Source organism: Thermoplasma sp. (assembly GCF_008709555.1).
In the GTDB taxonomy this organism is placed as follows: domain Archaea; phylum Thermoplasmatota; class Thermoplasmata; order Thermoplasmatales; family Thermoplasmataceae; genus Thermoplasma.
Map to the genome: position 1 here is coordinate 159,145 of NZ_VYIJ01000001.1, position 19,314 is coordinate 178,458.

16 protein-coding genes and 2 tRNA genes are annotated in these 19,314 nt (G+C 44.2%); 5 read left to right on the top strand and 13 right to left on the bottom strand.

Features of this window, described 5'->3' with window-relative positions; genetic code table 11:
* Positions 1 to 12 precede the first annotated feature (12 nt).
* Together F6Q11_RS00810 and F6Q11_RS00815 are read right to left on the bottom strand one after the other, a co-directional pair.
* The gene (locus F6Q11_RS00810; protein ID WP_297025811.1) at positions 13 to 1,227 is read right to left on the bottom strand and encodes an ORC1-type DNA replication protein; all 1,215 of its coding nucleotides are present in this window, start codon (positions 1,225 to 1,227) and stop codon (positions 13 to 15) included.
* A gap of 105 nt (positions 1,228 to 1,332) precedes the next feature.
* Entirely contained in the window at positions 1,333 to 2,607 is a 1,275-nt protein-coding gene (locus F6Q11_RS00815; protein WP_297025812.1) for a folylpolyglutamate synthase/dihydrofolate synthase family protein, read from the bottom strand.
* A gap of 279 nt (positions 2,608 to 2,886) precedes the next feature.
* Here F6Q11_RS00815 and F6Q11_RS00820 point away from each other — a divergent pair.
* A tRNA-Leu gene (locus tag F6Q11_RS00820) sits at positions 2,887 to 2,971 on the top strand.
* Positions 2,972 to 2,989: 18 nt separating this feature from the next.
* On the opposite strand, the gene F6Q11_RS00825 is transcribed toward F6Q11_RS00820, so the two are convergent.
* The gene (locus tag F6Q11_RS00825) at positions 2,990 to 3,787 is read right to left on the bottom strand and encodes a hypothetical protein (RefSeq protein ID WP_297025813.1); all 798 of its coding nucleotides are present in this window, start codon (positions 3,785 to 3,787) and stop codon (positions 2,990 to 2,992) included.
* A 99-nt stretch (positions 3,788 to 3,886) separates the two neighbouring features.
* Complete coding sequence (locus F6Q11_RS00830) at positions 3,887 to 5,374, bottom strand: phenylalanine--tRNA ligase subunit alpha (RefSeq protein ID WP_297025814.1); 1,488 nt, start codon at positions 5,372 to 5,374, stop codon at positions 3,887 to 3,889.
* A 264-nt stretch (positions 5,375 to 5,638) separates the two neighbouring features.
* Between F6Q11_RS00830 and F6Q11_RS00835 the strand changes: the two genes are divergently transcribed.
* The 3 genes from F6Q11_RS00835 to F6Q11_RS00845 all read left to right on the top strand — a co-directional run bounded on the left by F6Q11_RS00835 (position 5,639) and on the right by F6Q11_RS00845 (position 8,820).
* Complete coding sequence (locus tag F6Q11_RS00835; RefSeq protein ID WP_297025815.1) at positions 5,639 to 7,048, top strand: hypothetical protein; 1,410 nt, start codon at positions 5,639 to 5,641, stop codon at positions 7,046 to 7,048.
* A gap of 130 nt (positions 7,049 to 7,178) precedes the next feature.
* Positions 7,179 to 8,096: an ABC transporter ATP-binding protein gene (locus F6Q11_RS00840; protein WP_297025816.1), complete on the top strand. Its 918-nt coding sequence runs from the start codon at positions 7,179 to 7,181 to the stop codon at positions 8,094 to 8,096.
* Positions 8,083 to 8,820 carry an ABC transporter permease gene (locus tag F6Q11_RS00845; RefSeq protein WP_297025817.1) on the top strand — a complete coding sequence of 246 codons (738 nt, stop codon included), beginning with the start codon at positions 8,083 to 8,085 and terminating at the stop codon, positions 8,818 to 8,820. The genes F6Q11_RS00840 and F6Q11_RS00845 overlap by 14 nt, the downstream gene beginning before the upstream one ends.
* Positions 8,821 to 8,823: 3 nt before the next feature.
* Here F6Q11_RS00845 and F6Q11_RS00850 read toward each other — a convergent pair whose 3' ends face one another.
* From F6Q11_RS00850 to F6Q11_RS00885, 8 genes are all read right to left on the bottom strand, one after another.
* Positions 8,824 to 9,444 carry a rhodanese-like domain-containing protein gene (locus tag F6Q11_RS00850; RefSeq protein ID WP_297025818.1) on the bottom strand — a complete coding sequence of 207 codons (621 nt, stop codon included), beginning with the start codon at positions 9,442 to 9,444 and terminating at the stop codon, positions 8,824 to 8,826.
* Between the two features lie 111 nt (positions 9,445 to 9,555).
* Entirely contained in the window at positions 9,556 to 10,407 is an 852-nt protein-coding gene (locus tag F6Q11_RS00855) for a DNA adenine methylase (RefSeq protein WP_367119312.1), read from the bottom strand.
* A 532-nt stretch (positions 10,408 to 10,939) separates the two neighbouring features.
* Positions 10,940 to 11,013, bottom strand: a tRNA-Arg gene (locus F6Q11_RS00860).
* A gap of 552 nt (positions 11,014 to 11,565) precedes the next feature.
* Positions 11,566 to 12,540, bottom strand: a complete 975-nt coding sequence (locus F6Q11_RS00865; RefSeq protein ID WP_297025820.1) for an ROK family protein — start codon at positions 12,538 to 12,540, stop codon at positions 11,566 to 11,568.
* 51 nt (positions 12,541 to 12,591) lie between these two features.
* The gene (gene aroC, locus F6Q11_RS00870) at positions 12,592 to 13,680 is read right to left on the bottom strand and encodes a chorismate synthase (RefSeq protein ID WP_297025821.1); all 1,089 of its coding nucleotides are present in this window, start codon (positions 13,678 to 13,680) and stop codon (positions 12,592 to 12,594) included.
* Between the two features lie 111 nt (positions 13,681 to 13,791).
* Positions 13,792 to 14,364, bottom strand: a complete 573-nt coding sequence (locus F6Q11_RS00875) for a 2,3-diphosphoglycerate-dependent phosphoglycerate mutase (RefSeq protein ID WP_297025822.1) — start codon at positions 14,362 to 14,364, stop codon at positions 13,792 to 13,794.
* Between the two features lie 159 nt (positions 14,365 to 14,523).
* Positions 14,524 to 15,282, bottom strand: coding sequence for an SDR family oxidoreductase (locus tag F6Q11_RS00880; RefSeq protein WP_297025823.1), 759 nt, complete (start codon positions 15,280 to 15,282; stop codon positions 14,524 to 14,526).
* Positions 15,283 to 15,419: 137 nt separating this feature from the next.
* Complete coding sequence (locus F6Q11_RS00885; RefSeq protein ID WP_297025824.1) at positions 15,420 to 16,217, bottom strand: GNAT family N-acetyltransferase; 798 nt, start codon at positions 16,215 to 16,217, stop codon at positions 15,420 to 15,422.
* 268 nt (positions 16,218 to 16,485) lie between these two features.
* Here F6Q11_RS00885 and F6Q11_RS00890 point away from each other — a divergent pair, with 268 nt between their 5' ends.
* Positions 16,486 to 18,132, top strand: a complete 1,647-nt coding sequence (locus F6Q11_RS00890) for a thiamine pyrophosphate-dependent enzyme (protein ID WP_297025825.1) — start codon at positions 16,486 to 16,488, stop codon at positions 18,130 to 18,132.
* A 34-nt stretch (positions 18,133 to 18,166) separates the two neighbouring features.
* Here F6Q11_RS00890 and F6Q11_RS00895 read toward each other — a convergent pair.
* On the bottom strand, positions 18,167 to 19,314 hold a 1,148-nt coding region (locus tag F6Q11_RS00895), incomplete at its 5' end, for an ERAP1-like C-terminal domain-containing protein (RefSeq protein WP_297025826.1).

The window sequence follows — 19,314 nt, forward strand, 5'->3', positions numbered from 1 at the left end:
TAAATCTTGTTTTTAAGTATCAAATCTCGTCTGTTTTGGCATCTTCGATGATTTAAACATCGAGAGATTTTCATCCTCAAGAAGGTATTTTTTTATGGTTTCAGCCTGGTGTACCATTGAGAAGCTCCTTGTACGACCATATTTTCCCATGTTCCTGTCATCCATCATGAGAAGGCCATAATCAGCGAGTTCTGTAAGAAGATCACTTATCCTTCTAGGGCTGAGCGGACTGAAGCCGAGATCATCGCATATCCTCCTGTAGTTTTCGTATATTTCACCGGTTATGACCGAGTTTGGTTCTATCTCCTGGGTCACCACAGCACTCAGAAGCACGATCTTTGAATGAAGCGGAAGGGTGCTTATGGCCTCACGGATGACGTTCATCTCATACCGTTCTCTGGCCTCATATATTTCGTTCTCCGTTATCTTATTTCTGTTCTCCCTTATGGCTATCTCAATGGCTATTCTCATAAGATCTATGGCTTTCCTTGCATCACCATGTTCCTGAGCCCCAATGGCAGCGCATAGATTTATGGCGGTTTGGTCCACGACGTCTGAACCGAGGACTTTCTCAAGCCTGGATGATATTATGTCCTTTATTTCGCTTGCGTTGTAAGGTGGAAAAACTATACTTTCCTGGTTTAGTCTGCTCTTTATCCTGGCATCTATGTTCTCAAGCACAGTGGTATCATTTGTTATACCGATCATGGATACCCTTACAGAATCCACATCAGTCATGAGCTTCAGCAGAACGTACAATGAATCCCCGCCACTTTTCTTGATGAGGCGATCCATCTCATCCAGTATTATTATGAAGAACTTCCCCGTCCTTTCAACCCTGTCAAGCGTTTCGCGGTATATCCTGTCTATAGGCCAGCCAAGTTCAGGAATCTTCTCCTCTCCTGCGGAATTTGCTATGGCCACGAGTATGGAATATGGTGAATCATAAATCTCGCAGTTTACGTAGACCACAGAAACATTGTTCGCCGCCTCCATCAGCATCTTAGTCACATATTTGGTAGTGGAGGTCTTACCGGTACCAGTCTTTCCGTACACTATGATGTTTGATGGTCTTGATCCCCTAAGGATGCTGCTGAGAATGGTGACCATCTCGTTTATCTGGTTCTCCCTGTGTGGAAATGAATCCGGTACGTAGTTCTCCTCAAGCAATGAAAGATCAGCCTGAATTGTCCGGGTTCCAGCAAAGCGAGCGAACGGATTATCCATAGAGACATGAATAACGACACTCAGTACAAAACGTTTTTGCTACGAAAACCGTAAAAATACGGATGATTATTATTGATCTTTAAATGTAGATGGCGGAAGAAAAGATCAGACCATGACCTTTTCTCCCTTTTTCTCGTAGTATCCCTTGATCGTTCCTATCAGGTATATGGAGCCTGTAACAAGCACGAAATCGGATCTCTTTGCAGCCTCGCTAACGGCTTCTATGGGATCAGGGATCACTCGAGCCTCTGTGAACAGGTGCCCGTATAGGTCATACAGTTTCTTGGGATCGACAGCCCTCTCCTTCTCCTCTGGAGTTGTGAATATTATCCTGTCCGATATCTGGCGAATCACATGGAAATAAGCATATGAGTCCTTGTCTGATAGTATTCCAGCAACTATCATAGGCTTCTTGTTGAACACCTTGCGAAATGTGTTTACCATCTTGTTGACCGCCGGGGGATTGTGGGCAGCATCTATGATTATAAGCGGGTTTCTGTTTATTATCTCAAGCCTTCCCGGCCACTTTGCATTCTTTATTCCCCTTACGATATCACTGCTGTCAACGTCTATGCCGGATTCCTCAACTGCAAGAACGGCGGTTGCTGCATTGAGTGCCTGGTATTCGCCTATTAATTCCGTTTCCAGATGGTAAGAATCATTTATGCCTTCAAAATCAAATGCTGTTCCGGATTCTGAAAGTGTCAGGTTCTTTATCCTGCTGGGGTCTAGCATAACTAGGGGAGATCCGCGGACCTGTGAAATGCTTTTTATCGTTCTTACAACCTCAGGCTTCTGGTCCTGAAGCACTATCGGCCTGCCCTCCTTTATTATTCCACCCTTCTCGTAAGCGATGGAGGTGAGCGAGCACCCGAGCTTGTCCGCATGTTCGTAGCCGACCTGAGTTATTATGCTTACGAGAGGCTTTATGATGTTAGTTGCGTCAAGTCTCCCTCCTAGGCCGACCTCAACTGAAGCATAGTCGATCTTCATGTCGCTGAAGTACTGGAATGCCATCATTGTCGTGACCTCGAAAAAGGTGGGATTTCTGTTTGTTTTTGCAAGATCCTCTACCATGGGTTTGTATTTCTCTATGAATGAGTCTATATATCTATCCGGTATCATCTCATCGTTGACGACTATGCGTTCGTTGAATCTTACGAGATGTGGTGACGTGTAAAGGCCAGCACTGAACTTCTGCCTCAATATCGAATATATGAACTCGGATGTTGATCCCTTTCCATTTGATCCGGTTATATGGAAGCTGCTGAACCTGTTCTCAGGATGGCCCAGCATATCCGCAAAATTCCTCATAACATCAAGGTCAAATTTTATGCCTTCCCTCTTCAATCCGTAAAGATAATCAAGATTTGAGAGCACGGTTTGAAATCATAAGGCTATATATTATGTTATCATGTTATGTGGCATCTCCGCACTGCAATCTAAACGCTAGAAGAAACGAATGCGCGTATTACGGTATAGCGGAGAAGAGCGCTATAGTTTCAGGAGACGGCGCCAAACGAAAACTACATAACTAACCTCACGATTTTCCGTAGACACAGACCTGCCGCAGTGGACTGGAAAAATAAACTAATTCAGATGGGCCTGCGTTTCGGGCTTCATAAGTCCAGATATGTGGACAGAACCTGAGTCTCGTGCGCGGAGGTTGTCGAGACTGGCCAAAGGCGATGGATTCAGGGTCCATTCCCGAAGGGGTTCGAGGGTTCAAATCCCTCCCTCCGCATTTCATATTTTCATAATGTCAGTGGATCACCGATATGACCTTTGTTATTATGGAGTACAGGAGGACTACAGCAAATGAAGAATAAGATATCGTGGAGAGATAGGCGAAGAGAATATACCTGAAGTTCATCTCTTTTATATTATAAACGATGTAAGAAATAGCCATCGCTATGACGCTTATAATGATCATATACATCGCTCTAGATGCCAGCGGTAGAGCATCCATCCAGCGCAGACCCGGTAAAACTGTTATCACGTTAACGATAGTGACGGATGCTGACGCCGTAATGATGAATGAAGATATGCCAGAATAGACCAGTGATATATACAAGATGGAGGATTCTAGGAGGCTTATCGTCAGCGCTATTAACAGCACGTAGTTGATGGTCTGATCCCATTTCGGGAGTACATCGCCCAGTTTTCCGTAAGGTACAAGAAGAAGGAAGACAAGGAACCACATGGATATGGAATAGAATATGACAAAGAGATCATAGTAGTTTATTATACGGTGTCTCGCATAGTCAACGTAAGACGACCGCTTCCAGAACCTGATCAAGCTATAACCAAGGCCTGTACGTATGAACCTTGAATAGAGCCCTGGTGAAGACGTTCTGTAGCTGAGGATCTCGAAAACCGGTTTGCCAGCCTGCTTTTGGATTTCACAACTGAATTCATTCTGGTGTCTTATCCTAGGGATCCTTGCCATTCTGAAACTGATTCTAAACGGATTTTTCACCATCATGAAGTATAGTATCAATAAGAAGATGGCCGATGAAACCACGTAGGCTGGCAGAAAAATTATTGAGATTTTTATCATGTTCTATTTTAAAAATTATCATTTTTCTATTTATAAATATTTTCACCATGCAGATATTCGGGAAAAATTACATAAACATATTTGAAGAATAATCATTATTTAGACTTTATCCATGATCTTACGGATATAGTTTGATGTGTCGAACCTGAATGATGAGAGAAATTCAAAATCCGTATTGTATAGGTCCCTGACGTCAGTTAATCCATAATACATCATGGCAAGGCGTTCAAGTCCCATGCCCCATGCCATAACCGGGGCCTTCAGACCCAGTATTTTGAGAACCTCCGGCCTGAAGATACCGGATCCTCCAAGTTCAACCTCCCTGCCGTTTACATTAACGATAACATCTAGACTGGGTTCGGTGTAAGGGTAATATGAAGGAACGAGTCTTATGTCTCTGAATCCAAGCTCTGAGTAGAAATCCCTAAGTATCCATTTAAGAGTCGATACGTTGACGTCTCTGCTGTATACCGCACCCTCAATCTGATAGAATTCCGCAAGATGCTTCCAGTCAACGCTTTCATGTCTGAAGACCTTTTCCACTGAGAATATGGCCTGCGGTGGAATGTTGTTCTCATAAAGGTACCTGGCCGTATTTACCGTTGTGTGTGTCCTGAGGATCAGTCTCTTTGATTCAGAGTCTGACCACTTATAACCCCAACCGGAATATCCATCGACTCCTTTCTCATGTATTCTCTTTATTCTTCTGGATATTTCTGGATGGTCTATCTTGAAATTCTCGCCATCAACGTAAAATGTATCCTGCATGTCCCTGGCCGGATGGTCCTGTGGAATGAATAGGGCATCCATGTCCCAGAGCGTAGACTCTATGAAATGCCCGCTCATCTCCGTGAAACCCATGTTCAGGAAGATCCTCCTTATCTCCTCTATTAGATATGTCATCGGATGCTTGAGCGATCCCTTGGCGGATGAGGTCGGAGAATTCAGGTCATATCTTCTGAAATTCCTTTCTTTCCAAGATCCGGAGGAGATGATGGACGGGTCCAGAGTTCCAATAAGATCCTCGCCGTTGAAACCTGCTATTGCTTCATATGACGCATCTTTCAGTCGGACTATCCTCTCGATCCTAGTCTTCTCCTCAATCACGCCTGATCGGTGCCTGAAATGATCCAGCATTTCGGTATCTCCAGGATCTAGCGTGGAGAGATATCTCTGTCTTCTTTCTATGACCTCCTCTATACCGGAATCCCTGAACGAGATCTTTCCGCCCTTTGGAATTATTCCAAATTTTGCAAGCTGGGCGAGGGCAATCCTATACGTATCAGGCATGTATTCTCTAACTTCATCTAGCGTCATCTCTCCCTTTTCCTTTAACCTCTCGTACAATACGAGTTCAGGGAGGCCTTTATTCAAATATCTCTGCCCCTCAGCAGACAGCGCATAGGTTCTTATCTCCCTGCGATCAACTTCGATTAGTCCCTTCACCTCTAGCCATGATATGGCGCTAGCGATGTCTCTATCGGATAAGCCATCGATGGAAAGCTCTGATTCTTTAGCCGATCCTCCCATTGACTGAATTGCTCGCAGTACCTTATACTCGGCCTCGCTGATCTGAACCATCACCATGGGTATGCACAGATGTTGTATATATTATTTCGTCGGTAGCAGAAGTTCGGGATCCACATTGTTGTCGTGAAAATACGTCATAAAGAGCTTGTTAAGGCGTAAATCAGAAGAGATCCAAAAAGATATGGTCTGGACTCTCTCCGTCGACTCTCAGTGATCTTGAAATGTTATTTCAATACGAATTACGACATAATATGTCTTATTTTTGCTGTTAATTATTCATTTCAACACAAGATTTTTATATTTATAAATGCTGTGGTTATTATGGAAAATAACGATTTGGGAGAAGGAAGATTAGCAGCGTTCCTTAATCCAAAGCTGAATGCTGGTTTAACGCTGGTCTTCATAGCTTTCTTTCTCATCATAAGTCCACTGCTACCTGGAGTCAGCTGGTTCAGGCTTGGCGATTTCACACTTGACATGGTGAATTTCTATCATACAGTGATGATACCTTTTGCATTCTTGCTTATCCTATATACATCTGAACTTCTGGGATTGTCCGCGTTCATAAGGAAGGCGATTAATATCAGCACTATACCGGTGCTCGTGCTTACCGTTCTCGGCATGGCATTCTTTTACCCATCATCAACACAATATGCAGATTACGTTCTACAGGCTCTCAGGGATGTATGGATGCTCGTTGTTGCCATACTGTTTTTGATAGGATTGCTGATATTCCCTTTTAGATCAAAGGAGAGGTTCAGGCTCATATGGGGATCGTATTTCCTGATACTTGCAGCCACCGTATCTGCCGGCATAGCCGCCGTTATGGGCATGGTCTATGAGTATGGAAACCTGTTCGGATATTCATCGATACCGTTCTTCAATTCAATGGTGAATTCCTGGGGAGGTCTACAGACTTTCCTGGGCAATCTTGTAACATCGCATTCGCATGAGATGCTTCCTGCCGTGATGGGCGGCATCGTTGCTGTGGCCGCCGTTTCGTTCAAATACGAAAAGTTGAGTTCCGTAAAGAGAAACATGGTCAATGCAGGGATGGTGATCAGCCTGTTCGGAGTCATCGCCATGACCTATCTTTACATAATCTCATCCTTTGGCACATACGTCATTCCAACGCTGTTCCCATTCGGTCCAGGTGGTATGGATGGCCTCGCAGAGGACGATACCATGACCGGAATAGTCGGTTGGGGCGCACTCATTTCCCTACTCGGGCTCTATTATGCGGCAAAATCAGAAAAGGATGCCGGAGACAGGCTAGCCATGATCTCAGAATTCTTTGTGTGGTTGGCCACCATGGCGGTCATGGTCGGTGTCGGCTATGCCATAGAATTCAACGAGGCATTCTTCGGATTCGGATCTCCAGGAGTGCCACCCAACGGAGGCCCTGGCTATCTGTACGATATGGCGTACACAAATGGTCATCTCCTGTATGCATTCTTCATGATGCCACTGATCGCCGGAACACTGATACTGATATACAGATATGCGCCAACGGCAAGGGTAAAGATTTTATCATCGTACCTCACGGTGATCGGATCGGTGATAGGCGGCTTTGGTCTCATATACTATGTGATCAACCTCCACTGGATACTTGAGGCTATAGGGCTTGCATTCATCCTACTGGCAATAGCAGTCTCATCCATATCGTTCTTCATCACCAGCAGCAAAGAGAAAGAATCCCTAAATATCTCAGCTCACACTGGATGGAGATAATCGATATAAATATAATTAATTTTTATAAAGAAATATTTCTTTAACTTTTCATGCATCATATGGTCTGTTTTCAGAAAAAAGATTATGAATAAATTTGAAATATTGTTTATAGATAAAGTATCTGGTTTTTATGTCATCCTATTTTAAATGCAATGACGTATCAAAGACCTATCCTAAGGGACAGATGGCTCTCCGCGGGGTAACCTTCGAGATACCCGCTAGCGGTATATTTTCACTGATAGGCAGGAATGGAGCGGGGAAGACAACGCTTGTGCGGATTCTAGCCACGGAGCTCATGCCGAGTTCTGGCGATGTTTTCATCGATGGCGTCGACATAATAAAGGATCCAGACAGCATCAGAAAGCGCATTGCAATAATTCCGCAGGAGGCCAGGGCCATATCATGGCTTACTCCAATGCAGACCGTCACGACCTTCCTCCTCTACAGAGGCATGAAGTACGCAGAGGCGAAGGCCAGGTCGAGGGAGGTTCTGAAGGAGCTTGGGTTGACATCAGTGGCGGACAAGCTCAACAGGACGCTCTCTGGTGGGCAGAAACGGAAGGTCCTCGTGGCAGCGCTCGTGGCTTCTGATGCAGATATCCTATTCATGGACGAGCCGACCACCGGTCTGGATCCGATCTCTAGGGCTGAACTATGGGATATCCTCTCCGAACTGAAGAAGAACAAATTTATCTTTCTGACGACGCATTATCTCGAAGAGGCTGAAAGGCTCTCCGATCGCATAGGCATACTGGATCAGGGTGAGATAAAGGCCATAGGCACCATGTCTGATCTCAGGGCCATGGTACCGAAGAAATACAGCATAAGCTTGATAGACAGGGATCACGGAAGCGTCGAAATCGAGAACAATGGTTCCTTGATGAAGATCGGGAGCAGGATATTTGTGGATGACAATGAGGCCTACGTGATAGCAAGGGATCTCATAAACAAGAACTTTAGGTTCTCGATAAATCCCGTATCGCTCGAGGACATCTATTACAGTATAGCGAGGAAGGAGATAGGGGGTGAAGAAGGTGTACAGGACTAGCCAGATGGCTGCATCGATACTTGTGAACGCCATATACGCCATGAAGAACTTTCCCATAACGCTCGTAAACACCCTGCTCTCGCCGCTCTCATTCCTCCTAGTCATCACACTGGCCAGTCATGGCAGATTGCTCTCCGTATCCGTTGGAGGTGCGCTCATCATGTCCATGATATCGAGCGGTATAGGACTCCAGGGTGATCTCTCTCATCTCAAGAACGATTTCAAGCTGCAGGATATGGTTGTGAGTTCACCCACAACCGCATCGGTGTATATCGTTGGTATGGCCATATCAGAGATAGTATATTCAATACCAGCCATCGCTGTTCTTGGCATACTTGCCACCATATACATCCATACCACCGTTCTAGGCGTATTTCAAATTATAGCTGTCATGGTCCTGATGTTCTCATTCTCTATTCTGCTTGGCTTCACGCTCGCCACGATAACCTACGATATAATACAGAGCTGGGCCTTTTCCGGTATAATATCAACTTTGATGTCAACGATACCTCCTGTTTATTATCCAATAACATACATCCCGATGCCATTCAGGTATGCCGCATACGCTTCACCGACAACCTACGGTGCTGAGCTTGTGCAGAACGCAATAGGCTTCGCTCACCTCTCAGGAACGGCGTTCATGGTCGACTGGATAATACTCATAATGATCAACGTGGTCTTCTTCATAATAGCCGTAAAAAAGGCCAGATGGAGAGAGGTCTGATGATCAATCCTCTTCGTAGGAAACCGGTAGGCCGGCCTCGAGCCATCTCTGCATGCCGCCTGCAACATCGTAAACATCGAGACCCATGGAGCTGAGCAGTTCGATCGCAACACGGCTTCTGTTCCCATGGGCGCAGATCACAGCATATCTCTTGCCCTTATCCAGGTTTATTGGTTCCTGCATGATCCTTGAGAACGGTATGTTGATTGATCCTTCTATGAATCCAGAGAAAAGCTCAAACTCCTCACGGATGTCTATTATGGAGAATTCTCCGATCTTTGTGTACAGGCCCCATGCATCAATTGATTTGTAATATGCGAAAGGATAATACCTTGACCAGGATCTATCAGTGTTGTCATAGATTATCTTAACATTACTGGGCAGATCTATGCCCATCAAAAATTCCAAGTCTGCTTGGATCGAAGAGAATATCATTATATTCTCATTCATAAGATCCGGTCTCGAAACGACTGACATTACATCCTTCGCGGGTATGGGAAAGGAAAATGGGGGATGAAATTCATTATAGATGCTCAAAGGATCTGTGTCTATGATGATCGAGGATCTTCCAGATAACATCTCCATTATTTTCTCTCGGTGTTCAATACCCTTGATCAGCTCCACGGACGTTAACTCTGTTTTGAAATATAAATGAATTGTAAGCACAGATGATAAAATTGAGGCCACTTTTTTCCATCGCAATTAATCTTTTCCTTGTAGTTCGGAGTTTTCTCTTCATTTCGCTGTAATATTGTAATTTGTTATTATAAGCTCCTTTATAGGATTCCTTTTGCTTCCGATTGAATTTATATTTCTCCTTGCGTCCACCTCAATATAGCTGAAATCATTGTAAAGTGCTTTTATGAACTCCGTGCTTGAATTGGACTCCATCACATAAACGCCTTTCTCAGAAAGCCCTTTAAATACTCTGAAGAGTCTCTCCTGATCCTTTTCATCGAATCCTGACTTTGTATACTCAGTGAAATATGAAGTCCTGTTCAAGGGCATATATGGGGGATCAAGATATACAAAATCGCCTTTTGTTGCGCCCGAAACAGCAAATTCAAAATCGGAATTCATTATAGCACATGATTGTAGAACTTCAGAAATTGCCATTATATTTTCTGAAGACGGCATACTGGGATTTTTATATCTTCCGAATGGCACATTGAATTTATTTTCAGAATTGACTCTATATAGCCCGTTATAGCCATGACGATTCAGATAAATGAGAAGAGCAGATCTTCTCACCGGATCTTCTGTGGAGTTGAACAGCGATCTTGCCTTATAATAATCTTCTCTGCTATTCCTGAATTCCAAATTCTTCAGTTCCTGTATCAATTCCAACGGGTTTTCTTTTATTATTTTATATAGATCATAGAGATCTTTATTTGTATCTGAAATCACGGCATGATCGATCAGGTTAGAGGAATAAAGTGATATTAATAATGCTGCACCACCTACAAATGGTTCATAATAGTTATTAAACTCAGCAGGAATATTTTTGAGAAGAATCGGAAGCAACTGCCTCTTCCCACCAGCCCACTTCAAAATTGGCCTGTAATCACTCTTCGATAATGGTTCCATGCTGTTTTTCCTGGCCAAAGATACCAATTTATTATATAGATTTTTAATGATAAGTTGAGGATCGGGGGAAGCTGTAGTTCTCAACAGCTTTGGCGATGAGATACGCGGACTTCCTCCAATGGAAAGACCTATTGATAGTTCTCTGTTTTCCTTTGCATATACTCTACAATAACCAAGTGGTGTGATATTTGAGTAAAATCGCTGAAATCCGAATCAACGACTGTGGATATCGCTACTTCTGGCTTGTCTGGATATCCGGAAAGGAGGATATTCCTTCGCTGAAAGGCAGCTCCGATACTTTAGCTGAGCAGTAGATCATCGACGAGGAATTTGATATACTATCTATTCGATTTTTTAATCATCATTACAATACCACATTTTCGGTTTTAGATGGCTGCGAGGTTCGCTTTATTGAAAGTTCATAGATGATTTAATGGTGAAGAAAAAATAAGAGATCATTAAAGTATATAGATCAATAAATTTATCTTATATATTGTATAATATAGTTTTCAGGAAGAACCCTTAGGAATGACGGGCCTGCCGGGATTTGAACCCGGGTTGTCGGCTCCGAGGGCCGATGGGATATCCTGGCTACCTCACAGGCCCACAGGATAATCATGAGAAAATATTTAAAGAAGAGTTAGGAAACTGGATAAAGCTGCAAATGTAAGCTGGCCCAACGATCAGATAAATGGGCTTTCCGCAAGAAAATGATATATAATTAACACTCCTACGCTGTACCGATAAAGATGAAGCTGGTGCATAATCGATGCCATTGGAGATCATTCTTCTTAACTGTATATACCTATACAGGCAGAGCCTTCAACGAAAATTAAGATCCGAAGATCAGCTGAGGAGCAGCCCACGGGAAGGCCAGAGATAAATTTTGCAGGCTGAGATAGTGGCGACACCTATCTATTCATTTTATTTACAGTTCCTTATCGCAGAAAAACTGAAAGCTGTTCATTCTCTTTTCAGAATAGCCTCGACTGTAGATCACTTCCCTCAGTGAATATATCTGGGGCTAAGTCGAAGATATCATAGACGGTCTTTTTCTTCTTCCCAACGGGATCTGTGGTCTTATAATTCATACACAGCGTGCATGGTGTCGCATAGGATGAAAGATAGCATGTGCCTTTATCGTAATAGATGCACATCTCAATACTGCTTTTCTCTTTCGCCATGCATCTCCATCTCTGTATAAAGAGGAACGGATATCGCAGCGAGATCCGATCCGTTCTCAAGACCAGGAACGATCTTGAAGGGCCTGTACATGCTCTTGAATTCCTCCTTTATCGCATCGTTGAGAGGATCGAAGAGATCCTTGCCTGCCTTTGAAATGCCACCACCGATTATGACGAGCTCCGGATCAAGTGTATTTATTATATTGACGAGTCCGACGGCAAGGTAGTATATTGTCTCCTCAAGGATAAGTTGGGAGAACATGTCGCCCTGCTTCTTTCCCTCGAAGACCTTTTCAGCGGTGATCTCGTTGGGTCTGAGCTTTGAGAAGAAGTCAGAATCTCTCACCGCACGCAGATTCTCGATAACCCTCCTGGCTATTGCTTTTCCGCCGGCCAGTGCCTCGAGGCATCCACGTCTGCCGCAACCGCAGGTCGGGCCATTGACCATTATCACGTTGTGTCCAATCTCACCGGCCATTCCATGAGCCCCGCGGTAAAGCTTCCCATTTATGAATATGCCGCCGCCTATCCCGGTGCTTAACGTCATGTACACAAAATTATCGACGTTCCTGCCGGATCCGAAAAGTCTCTCGGCTATGGCCGCTGCCTGTGCATCATTTTCAAGGAAAGTATCTGTCCTGTAATAATCTTTTATTGGTTCGACGATGTTGAAGTTGCTGAGCCCAAAGATATTTGGAGACGCAATGACAATGCCCCTGTTGCGATCGACAGGACCTGCGAATATTATCCCTATGAGATCGGGCTTATCAACATGGGCCTTCTTCAGGGCCGCATCGCCCATGGTGATCATTTCATCTATGAGTCTCTTTTTGCCAAGATGCTTTACGGTGGGCATTCTCACATTTGAGAGTATCTCGCCTGAATCGTTACCGACAACAGTTGATATCTTTGTACCGCCAACATCATATCCGAGAATATTCAACGACACGTTACTTACATTTTAACTTTGTTTATAAGTGTATTGACATATTCAGTATTTTTAATCTCTTTTGCTCTTCTTTCCATAACGGTTCACGTATCCAGATTGGATGAGCAGATCGAGAAGGACGAAGGATGTGAGGCATTCAACTACCGGGACTGCCCTTATCGCGACGCAGGGATCATGCCTTCCCTTAACCGTTATTGTTGATCTTTCTGAGGTCGACAGATTTACCGTTTGCTGAGGCAGGTGTATTGAAGGCGTTGGCTTCACCGCGATGGAGAATTTGATTGGCATGCCATTGGTTATTCCACCCAGAATCCCGCCGTTGTGGTTTGTCCTGGTCACGATTTTCCCATCGATGACATCGAACGGATCGTTTGCCTCGGACCCGCGCATAGATGCAAGCCGGAATCCATCACCGAACTCTATCGCCTTTACAGCGGGGATGGAGAATATGGCATGCGATATGATGCTCTCCACGGAGTCGAAGAATGGTTCACCTATTCCGCCAGGGAAGTTTTCAACGATAGTATCGATCCGTCCGCCTAAACTGTCGCCGGCCTTCATGACCTCCATTATCAGATTGCGGGATCTCTCATCGCATTCAGGATCTGGCATGCGTGTCTCGAAGTTGTATCTATCGCCGGTGATCCTGTCGCATTCCACATCGCCTATTGATCTCATGTAGCTCATTATCCTTATGCCCATTCCTTCAAGATACGCCTTGGCTATGGCTCCAGCAGCTACCAAGGGCGCGGTCATCCTGCCTGATAGGAAGCCTCCACCCTCATAGTTTCTGAATTCACCGTACTTCAGGAAGAGAGTATAATCACTGTGACCAGGTCTCGGGTTCTCTCTCAGTTCGCTGTAATAAGACGAGATCACGTTTTTGTTCCTTATAATGATCGTGATCGGACTCCCGTCCGTGTAGCCCTCATGCAGCCCGGAGACGATCTCGATATCATCTTCTTCCTTCCTCTGGGAGGTCAGTATGCTCGACCCGGGTCTCCTGTACTCCATGTATCTGCGTATGTAGTCAACCGGGACCCTGAAACCGACTGGAAAACCATCTATAGTCGATCCTACAAGCTCCCCGTGGGATGATCCAAATATGGTCAGCCTCAGCACATTTCCCAGGGTAAACATCTAGGACACCACCGATTCGGGGAATATTATTGAACGTACATAGGCGTATCGATGAATTATGTATATGCTTACAGAAGAGGCCATGTCAATTTATGACAAAATCATATATATTTATTTCCTGAACTTGCTCCTGACCGATTCACTCAGTATAAGTGACCCTATGGTGAGAACCATTCTTTCCTTAACGAGAACAGCGGACATTGAGGCATTCTTTATTTCAACGCTGAAGCAGTCGAACTCTCCCAGACCAAGGTAATCGCATAGGATACTTTTTATCGGATACGCATGGCTTACCACTATGTAACTTCCGTCGTAGTCTTCAAGCAGGGATCGCATCCTTCTAACATGAGAGTCCCAGGTCTCCATCTCAAGTTCCTCGCGGGTGCCGTATGGTATCTCGGTTATCCTGCTGTTATTGTATGGACCGAATTCGGATTCCCTAGCGCGCTCATCTTTGATCACCGGAAGCCCAGTAGCTGAAGCTATTATCTTTGCGCTCTGATAGGCGCGGAGGATCGGGCTTGATACGATACCATCGAAGTCAAGTTCGGCCAGCTGGGCAGCGGTTCTCTGAACCTGAACAATGCCATTTTCTGTTAATGGATAACGATCCTCATCCGATGATATTATACCGTAGACGTTCGTTTCGCTTTCTCCGTGTCTGACCAGAATGGCCCGATCCATTGTAGCGTGATCTCCTTTTTGGTTATTACCTTTTTGAACAAGTTTGTGACGAACTTTTTCTATCTGTTCGTTGAAGATGCATATATCTTGCAGGACTACAAAATAACTTAACGGCTTCTAACAGATTCACTCATGCGGAAAATGTATTTGTATCCAGGTTCATAGCGGAAATTTCGTTATCCCACCGTCTACAGGAATATTTGTTCCGTTCACGTAAGAGGATCTCTCAGAGAGCAGAAATTCAACGACCTCACCGATCTCTTCTGGTTCACCGACCCTGCGCAGAGGTACGTCACCGCTGAGCCTGCGCATGCCTTCAGCACGATCCACATTGGACTTTATCACATCGCGCAGCCTTTCCGTATTGATATAGCCCTGGGATATGGTGTTTATTCTTATGCCAAACTTGGAGACTTCGAGCGATAGGTTCTTGGCAAGAGCAACAACTGCCGATCTTATTGAAGATGAGAGCGAAAATCCTTCCATGGGTTCCCGTACGGTCATCGATGTCACATAAACTATCGACCCCTTTCTTGCCCTTATCATATCTGTAAGTGCTTCACGCGTGAGTCTGACCGTTGACATTAATATCATATCTATGGCGTATTTCCAATCATCTTCGCCGAGCTCAATAAATCCGGCCACTCTCGGGTCACCATAGTTCACCACTAGATTCTCTATGCTTCCATAGTTTTCTCTATGCTTTCTGGCCACCATCTCTATATCCTCGGGTTTTGATAGATCAGCTGAAAGAACGAGGGGTTCTGTGCCGAACTTGGTCCGGATCTCCTTTTTTACCTCCATAAGCTTGTTTTCATTGCGCGAGAAGAGGGTGAGCTTGTAACCAGAACGAGAGAGAACATAGGCTATTCCCTTACCTATTCCGCTGGAAGCTGCAGAGATTATAGCATTTGGCATATTTAAGCTAACATGCCATCATATTATTAATTTTATGCGCTGCATTCGCAGGCAACTTCTGGATCAATTGGCATAAAGTAAAAATTTTCAATATATATAGATGGATAAAGATAAAGGTGATCATGATATATCATATTTCAATAGTTCCATTCCCAGATCGTGATGGATGAGGAAGGTTTCATGGATATACCATCCGTCAAAGCCTTTCTGACATAGAATGTGACGAGCCCAGGCAACCGTTTGTGATCCTCAATGAACGATTCTGCATCATTCGCATCATTCACCACGAAATCGGTCCCACCTTCATAGGCATCAAAATAGACAAGGAGATTCCCGGAGGAAATTATATTGCCGGCATACTTTGTAAAGATCTGTTTAGGGTCATCAAGGCACACGTACTTCCAGTCGATGAAGAAGCACTTTTGAGTTCCAGAGTATTCCTCAATTAACGGCTTCGGTTGCTGACCATGGGAGTCCTCTTCATGGAATGTGTATATCATGAACTCCTCCACAGACTTGAATCCAAACTTTTTAACAAGGCTCAGTGATGGTTCGTTCCAGGAGTAGACGGCTGATCTCAACTTCCCCGTCTGACCACTGAGAAATTCGATGGTCTCCTTCATGATCCGTGTTCCCAGCTTGGACCCTCGATGATCCGGATGAATCCTAAGCCCACCAAGCATAATCGATCCATCAAGCAGCTTCTCAATATGTATTGTGGCAACAGGATGCCCATACATTCTAAGAACATAAACGGATCCTTCACTGACCCATTTCTCTATGACCTTGTCTACATAGTCCTCCATTGTACCTGTGTGTCCCAACTTCTGATACAGATCTGCGTAATATCCCACCTTCCATGTGCTTGATGTGAATTTCCTGATCTCTTCAACGTCTGAGTATGAACCACGGTCGAATACGATATCTCCTGGCATCGGCTTCGTTATTATTGATGCGTATTAATCGATTGTGAATGCGATCATCATGGAGTTTTATACGGTATATATCAGGTATATGAGAACATTGCTTTGGTGAATATCCCTAAAAGATAGGTTTTAGGTAATCTCCATAAAAATGGATATGAATAAAAGCATCAAAATCGTCTCGTTTCCTCGGGCGACAAACTTATAGACCTCATGCATCGAGTATCGCTGAGATTATTTTTTTACAAACTATTTAATAATGATTATCCAATATCTAAATATGGCTAATAGTGTAGCGAATGTTATAATAAATACGCTTGCTGATCTTGGGGTAAAGAGGATCTATGGGCTGCCTGGCGACTCAATCAATCCACTTGTTGACTCCATACGGACGCAATATAAGATAGAATTCGTACAGGTCAGGCATGAAGAGGGTGCATCGTTGGAAGCTACTTTTGAGGCAAAATTCACGGGCGAATTAACAGTATGTATGGGTACATCTGGTCCGGGTTCTATTCATTTGATCAATGGACTATATGAAGCGAAGATGAGCAGGATACCAGTTCTAGCATTGACTGGGCAGATAGAAACCGATCTGCTCTATCGTGATTATTTTCAAGAAGTAGATCTAGATCGACTCTTTGATGATGTCTCAGTATTCAATGCACAGATTGTCAATCCGGATTCTGCATCGTATGTCTTGCAAAGGGCCTATCGCGAAAGCATTTCAAAGCATGGAGTTTCCCATCTGACGGTGCCAGTTGATATATTAAGAATGAATGCAGATTATCAACCCGTTCAACTCAGTAGAATAGAGACTCCACATTTCGTCGTAGATCCATCACCTGCGGAGAAATTATTGAACGAGAGCAAGCACCCACTGCTATTTGTAGGCCGTGGCGCCATTGGACAAACTGAAGAAATAATAAAATTTGCAGAGAAGATAGGATCGCCTATATTATATAGCGTAAATGCAAAGGGCCTGCTTGACGATGATGATCCAAAAGTGATGGGTCCACTGGGCCTGCTTGGAACTAGAACATCTGTCGAGGCTATGAAAAGGGCTGATCTGATAATACTCCTTGGCACCATTTTCCCTTACGTTTCCTTCATAAACGAAAAGGCCAAGGTTTTGCAAGTAGATGTAGACTCAACCAATATAGGAAAGAGGGTCCATGTTGATGTAGCGTACCAGTGTACAGTTGCAGATTTCCTAGCAAAAGTCAAACCAGATGAGAAGAAGGAAAAGTTCTATGCCGAGATCTTGAAAGAGAAGGAAGACTGGATATCCAGTATGATGAAGCTTGAGTCAGATATGGCAAAACCAATAAAACCAGAATTTCTTGCAAAGATTATATCTAAAAAAGCGAATAGAGACGCTGTCTTCATCGTCGATACCGGAAATGTTACGGTGTGGGCGACAAGACATATAAAGGGCTGGCCAGATCGTACATTTCTCCTGTCTCCCTGGCTCGGTACCATGGGTGTTGGTATACCGGGTGCAGTTGGTGTTTCATTCGCTACGGATAGACAGGTAATAGCCATAACTGGTGACGGAAGTGCGGCTATGACTATGATGGAACTTATAACTGCTAAGAAATATAACAGACCTGTGAAAATAGTAATTTTCAATAATTCAAAGCTCGGCATGATAAAGTTCGAAGAGGAGGTTATGGGCTATCCAGAATGGGGCGTTGACCTCCTGAATCCTGACTTTTCAAAGATAGCAGAAGCCATAGGCATAAATGGTATAAGGGTAGAAGAACCGGATAAGGTAGAGCCAGCTGTGCAAGAATTTCTTAAGGTTGAAGGGCCTGCGGTGTTAGATGCAGTAGTGGACGGTGATGAGAGGCCAATGCCACCAAAGCTGACATTTGCGCAGATAAAAGGATATGTGACTTCAATACTCAGAGAAAAAATCGAATGAAAATATCTCTGTTTAATTTTATATTATTGTATCTTCATTTTACGTTTAATTGCTTTATTCTGTCCAGCAGTTTCCTGTTCAAATTCAGGAGCTCTGCGCCCTTCGCCAGCCCCATGCTTATGTTCTTCGATCCTATGTTCCGGATCACGTCCTCAGCATCAGGATGATCTATTCCAACCACAGGTAGTATGATCTCTACGGTTCTGGATGCTGTTCTGTTACCTGTGAAATATCTGATCACCAGCTTCATTATCCTCTCCAGGTTAGAAAATATGAATTCACGTCCGGGAAGCGTTTCAAGGGCAGAGCTGAAGAACGTTATCATATCCTGTTTTTTTATCTCCGTCTTCTCTATCATGCCGTATATTGTGGATAGATCTGTGCTTGACTTGAGTTTCCCGAAAGCGGATATTATCCTGACCCTGTCTTCGTCCCTGTCCACAGACCTGAATTTCTCGAGGAGGCCCTTTAAATCCCCAGTAACTAGTGCATACGCTGTTGCTATAGAGCTCCTCATCTCAGGTTCTGAGCCGTCGAAATCCCTGAAGTTCTTTGAAATTTCCTCGGCATATGATTCATCCACTATACAGTAGAGTCTGGATACACGGCCAAGGGCTATCTTAAGATTCTCATCCTGCTTCCCTGTAAGATACTGCATCCTGGACTTGCAGAACATTCTCATGTCATCATCGAAGAAATGCGTAAGCATGTGCAGATACTCGAACTGACCTACTAGAGCGGTTATAACATTATGATCCTCGTCTTCGAAAAAGTTCCTTATTCGCTGCCTGTAGGTTTCGGGATCAATCTTTCCGGACAGAAGTAAGGCGAAGAGGTCATCAACGAGGCCGATCCTATCCAGGGAAGACAGATCACCTAAATGAGACATAACTTCGGAGAACGTTGCATCATCATAGAGAACGCGATAGAAGCCTATGCTGTCCGCATTGATTTTCACAAAGTTATCGGCTTCTATTTCCGTCTCACCCTCCAAAAGTATCCGCTCGACCCTTTCCTTCCTCTTTATGTTAACAGGCACTGGCCAACTCCCTTCTTCGCTTCCATCAAGCAGAAAACGACTCTGCTTCAGCACTATCTTCTTTCCGATCTTCTTTGCCTCAATAACTGGATATCCAGGGTTCTTTATCCAGTACTCCATCACACGCTTCACCGGTTTACCTG